The sequence below is a fragment of the Blautia sp. HCP3S3_D9 genome (assembly GCF_052063845.1).
In the GTDB taxonomy this organism is placed as follows: Bacteria; Bacillota; Clostridia; order Lachnospirales; family Lachnospiraceae; genus Blautia_A.
Window position 1 is genome coordinate 1 of record NZ_JBQHWS010000180.1, and the last position, 5,400, is coordinate 5,400.

The following is a 5,400-nucleotide window of genomic DNA, read 5'->3' on the forward strand; positions in this document are numbered from 1 at the left end:
GCGGACCCGGAGCATTGCGGGGCGGCGGTGGCAAATGTGGTGTATTCGCTTAGACGGAAAATTGGAGATGGGTACATAGAAACGGTGGTTGGGAGCGGGTATCGGTTTGTGAGCGTGGGAGAATAAAAGCAGAGGCGGTTGCTCCGTATTGGAGTGGCTGGCCTCTGCTTTTTTCAGATCATACCTGGAATATCAAGAGGGTTTGACTTGCTTATTTTACCCTGGGAAAATATAATAAAATCGGATTCAATAAGTACAAAACAAACGGACATTAAGGACGCTCGGTATCAATTAAGGTTAATTTAAGATTACGCAAAGAACACATTAAGAGCAAGATGATATACTTTACAGATTAGAATGATAAAAATGAATGCCACAGTAGGAAAGGTGGATATGAAATGAATGAAAATAGAATTATGATCGTTGATGATGAGGTGGATATTTTAAATTTGCTTGAAAAAGCTCTCAACATAGAAGGGTATTACAATATTACGAAAGTTGATAACGGGCTTGACGCAGTAAGTATCTGCAAGCAAATTCAGCCGGATGTCATTATTTTGGATATCATGCTTCCGGGGATTGATGGCTATGAAGTGTGCAAACAAATCAGACAGTTCTCACATTGTCCAATCTTGTTTCTTTCCTCCAAGAATGATGAACTGGATAAAATACTTGGTTTGGCTGTTGGAGGGGATGACTATGTAACAAAACCTTTTAGCCCGAAAGAAGTGGCGTATAGAGTTAAGGCACAATTACGCCGTGCTGAATACAAGCAGGAACCAGTACAGAACCATACCATCACGATTGGAGAATTGGTAATCGATCCAGAAGGATGCCGGGTTACGAAGAATGAAAAAGAAGTGGAGCTTACCGCAAGAGAATTTGAAATTTTGCATTATCTGGCACAAAATATTGGACGGGTTATCAGTCGGGAGCGTCTATATGAAGCGGTTTGGGGGGAGGATGGTTTCGGTTGTGATAATACCATCATGGTGCATATCCGGCATTTGCGCGAAAAGCTGGAGGACAATCCTACAAAACCACAATATATTATCACGATGAAAGGCTTGGGCTACAAGTTGGTGAACCCCCATGAGAAATAGAAAAAAGGTCAATCCGCTTTTAAGAATATTCGTTTTTCTTTGCTCCCTGATGTTGTTGGCTGCTGTTGCTGCAATCGGCCTGTATTATTATCTTTTTTCGATTCCCGAACCAGAGGGCTTGAGCTTAGCGAACTGGCCGAACCGTTTTACAGAAAATTTTTCTGCTTGGATTGAAAATGAGGACGGGGAACTAAAGATAGAAGACATAGGGCTGGAACGGCTGGACGAATACGGTTTATGGATTCAGGTCATTGATGAATCCGGGCAGGAAATATTCTCTTATAATAAGCCGGAGCATTACCCCACAAGCTACTCTGCATCTGAACTGATTGCGTTTGGAACGAGTGGCTATGAGAATGGAAATACAGTTTTTGTGAGCAGCTATGAAGCGTCCGGGGAAGTCTGGAACTATCTTATTGGTTTCCCTTACGCCATCGGAAAATATATGCTGTACTATAACGGTGAAACAGTCGGGCGTCTTTCGCCTATATTCCGCATGGCGATATTCTTTATTCTCTGTGTGGTTGCTGCCGCATTTCTTGTTTATGGCTTCTGGCTCACCCGCCAGATGGGAAAAATCACAAAAGGCATCGAAAGCATTTCATTCCGCACCTATCGGCCATTCAAGGAAAATGGCATATTCAGCAGCATCTATGCTGCACTAAACAAAATGGACATGGAGATTCAGCGAAGCGACCAGCTAAGAGAAAATACAGAGCGGGCGCGTCAGGAATGGATTTCAAACATTACCCATGATCTGAAAACGCCCCTATCGCCTGTCAAGGGTTACGCGGAATTACTTTCGGATGGTGCCGCAACGGAAAGCCAGACGGTACAGGAATATGGCTCTATCATTCTGAAAAATGTCGATCATGTAGAAAAACTGATAAATGATTTGAAGCTGACCTACCAACTGGATTCCGGGGCCTTTCCGTTTCACCCACAACAGATACGGTTGGTACGTTATCTAAGGGAATTAGTGATTGATATTACGAATGACCCGGCCTTTTCAAGTCGTGATTTAGAATTTGAAAGCAATTTGCCGGAAATTACTGCTACGGTTGACCCCGACCTATTCCGGCGGGCGGTTCAAAATCTGATTGTCAATGCACTGGTTCACAATCCCCCGGAAACCAAAGTGACCATATCAGTTACAGAAATACAAGGGAGTGGTATTCACATTTCTATCCGGGATAATGGTGTGGGCATGAGCGAGGAAGAACAATCGAACCTGTTCAGCCGGTATTACCGGGGAACAAACACCAAAGAAAAGCCAGAGGGCAGCGGTCTTGGCCTTGCAATCGCAAAGCAGATTGTCGCACTCCACGGCGGAGATATTGCGGTTAAGAGCAAGCCCGGCAAGGGTACAGAATTTTTGCTTCTGCTTCCCGCAAATTAAGATGAAATTAAGATACGGAAAAGCCAGCGATAAGATGGATGGTTTATGCTATAAGCATAGATCATCCATCTTTTATAACGTGATCTAAATAACAGCCAACAGGAGGTTTTGTATGGAACTGCAATTACAGCATTTATGCAAGCAATATGGAACCAAATGCGCCGTTGATAATATAAGTGTCAATCTGGTGCCAGGTGTCTACGGCTTGCTCGGCGCAAATGGAGCGGGCAAAACAACTTTGATGCGAATGATCTGCGGCGTTTTGAAGCCTACTTCCGGCAGCATCCGCCTGAATGGAAAGACCATGCAGGAATTGGGAGAACGGTATTACACCCATTTGGGTTATATGCCCCAGGACTTTGGTTTCTATCCTGACTTTACGGCCCGCGAATTTATGCTTTACATGGCGGCGGTAAAGGGGCTTGCCCCAAAAGAAGCCAGAAGAAAAACGGAAACGCTGCTGGATATGGTCAACCTGCATGATGTAGCGGATAAGAAAATCAAGTCCTATTCCGGCGGCATGAAGCAGCGTTTGGGTATTGCCCAGGCTGAATTGAATGACCCGTCCATTCTGATTCTGGACGAACCAACGGCGGGGCTTGACCCCAAAGAACGGGTACGATTCCGCAACATCATTTCAGACTTTGCAAAGGAAAAGATCGTGATTCTGTCAACGCACATTGTTTCCGATGTTTCCTATATTGCGGACACAATTTTGATGATGAAGCAGGGGCGTTTCTTGCTGCAAGAGCCTATGGCTACGGTTACTGACGGCATCCGGGGCAAGGTGTGGGAAGTCTTGGTGAATGACCGGGACGCCGCCGAATACAGCAGGCGCTTTTGTGTCGTCAATCTGCACCACGAAAACAATAAGGTGCGTCTGCGAATTGTGGATGAAACAGCTCCGGCGGCAGATGCCTATACGGTTGAACCGAGTTTGGAAGATTTGTTCCTGTACCATTTTGGCGAGGAAGTACAGAATGAAAGGGGTGGAAATGATGAAAACGCTGGTTAAGTATGAGTTTTTGAAAATCCTACGGAAGAAATCTACGCTTATTGTGATGGCCGTCAGCCTGCTATTAACGGCATTTCTTTTTGGCCTGCCGATTTTGCAGTATCAGACCTACAATGCGGATGGAGTAATCAAGGGCCTTGATGGTATTGCTTATACAAAGGAGCAGTATTCGCAGATTTCCGTCCCTCTGACGGATGAATACATTACTGAAACAATCCGCGAAGTACAGGAGCTTTTTGAAAATCCCGATAATGTGGGATTTGACGCAACAGATCAGTTTTTAATTGGGGATGCGTACTGGAATGACATTGCACCACGGGAAGAACTGTTAAAAACGATTGCATCAACCTATGCCGCCCCTGGGGTAACGGCCTGGTATAGCAGCCTGCCGGAACTGGATGTGACGAACGGCGCAAACTTCTATCAGGCAAGAGAGGCAAAAATAGCTACCCTGTTAAATGCTTCGTCCCGTGGATTGTCTGATGCACAGAAAGAATACTGGCAGAATATGAACAGCCGTGTAGAAACGCCGTTCCAGTATGGATATTATGAGGGATGGCTTACCATCAATACCTGTTTTGAACTGTTGATGTTCGCAATATTGGCTGTTTGCATTGTACTTGCGCCCGTATTTTCCGGCGAGTATCAAGCGGGGACAGATGCGGTCATTTTGTCGGGCAAGTATGGAAAAACAAAACTGACAACTGCAAAGATCATTGCATCCTATCTGTTTGGGCTTCTTGCGTTTACCATTCATATCCTTGTGGCCTTTGGATTGCCCCTTGCGGCGTTTGGTGTTGATGGCTGGAATCTTCCTATGCAGATTGCAGGCACAACCATCCCATATCCATTTACATTCCTGCAAGGAATCCTGGTCAATCTGGGCGTTATTTACTTTGTCCTGTTTGCCATGATCGGCCTGACGCTGCTTCTTTCTTCCAAAATGAGAAGTCCTTATCTTGTATTGATTGTACTTGTACCTGTGCTGTTTATTCCAATGTTCCTTTCTGCCAACGGAACAACTGGCGCTTACAATTTGATTTTGTTCCTGCTTCCTTACTACGCAATTCAACCCCAATTTGGGTCTTATATCTCTTATCAATTAGGCGGTTTGGTACTGGACGCATTTTCTACAAGGACAATTCTGTATGCGGCTTTGACTGTTTGTTTGCTTCCTTTCGCAAGGCGGGGCTTTAAGAAGCATCAAGTTTCATAAGGGGCGTGAATGTGAATAGAAAAAGATTGATAATCATCGGTTCGGTCTTGGTGGTAATCGCTATTGTTGCGGTGTTGGCAATTACCCAATCACCAAAATGGTCACGATTATCTTTTGAAGCTGTTGTCCAAGAAACTATTACGCAACCTGACGGGGAAGTACGATTGATTGTTGAGCGAACAACAGAAATTTATAGTAGCCCTATGAACTCACTGGGCATTAGTGAAAGTACAGAAATAGTAGATGCGGACGGAAATCCAATTATGCTTGAGGAAATCCAACCAGGTGATATAGTCAAGGTTATTCTCAAAAACGCCTTTAATGAGGAAAAACCATTTTACTATCCAACAGTTTATGAAATTCAACTAATTAGCAACTGATTACTGAAAATTCTGCCGCACAATGATAAAGGAAAAAGTCCTTGTGCGGCAGGCTCTTTGTAATCTGTATTCTGCTAAAGCAGATCGTAAAATGAGCATTGTAAAGTCTATTTTCAATTGTCGGCTCTGTTTGTTTTTGTCATATTCTGTCGAACGATTTTTGAAATATTAGACCGTTCATAACTCATCCAGAACTTATCCAGAAGTCGGTGGTTTATAATGGCAGAAAACGAGAGAAACCAGCAGAAACAAGGAACTCTTGTCCTGCTGGCTTAACCAAGAGTCTT

Annotated in this window: 5 protein-coding genes; all 5 read left to right on the forward strand. The window is 44.2% G+C overall.

Annotated elements, in window-relative coordinates:
• Positions 1-398: 398 nt before the first annotated feature.
• The 5 genes from ACTNES_RS19225 to ACTNES_RS19245 all read left to right on the forward strand — a co-directional run bounded on the left by ACTNES_RS19225 (position 399) and on the right by ACTNES_RS19245 (position 5,113).
• On the forward strand, positions 399-1,103 hold the full coding sequence (locus tag ACTNES_RS19225; protein WP_441040414.1) for a response regulator transcription factor: 705 nt from the start codon (positions 399-401) through the stop codon (positions 1,101-1,103).
• Positions 1,093-2,502, forward strand: a complete 1,410-nt coding sequence (locus ACTNES_RS19230; protein ID WP_441040415.1) for a sensor histidine kinase — start codon at positions 1,093-1,095, stop codon at positions 2,500-2,502. Before ACTNES_RS19225 ends, ACTNES_RS19230 begins: the two co-directional genes overlap by 11 nt.
• Before the next feature lie 112 nt (positions 2,503-2,614).
• Positions 2,615-3,517: an ABC transporter ATP-binding protein gene (locus tag ACTNES_RS19235; protein WP_441040416.1), complete on the forward strand. Its 903-nt coding sequence runs from the start codon at positions 2,615-2,617 to the stop codon at positions 3,515-3,517.
• Positions 3,483-4,733 carry an ABC transporter permease subunit gene (locus ACTNES_RS19240; protein WP_441040417.1) on the forward strand — a complete coding sequence of 417 codons (1,251 nt, stop codon included), beginning with the start codon at positions 3,483-3,485 and terminating at the stop codon, positions 4,731-4,733. The genes ACTNES_RS19235 and ACTNES_RS19240 overlap by 35 nt, the downstream gene beginning before the upstream one ends.
• Positions 4,734-4,744: 11 nt before the next feature.
• The gene (locus tag ACTNES_RS19245) at positions 4,745-5,113 is read left to right on the forward strand and encodes a hypothetical protein (protein ID WP_441040418.1); all 369 of its coding nucleotides are present in this window, start codon (positions 4,745-4,747) and stop codon (positions 5,111-5,113) included.
• Positions 5,114-5,400 lie beyond the last annotated feature (287 nt).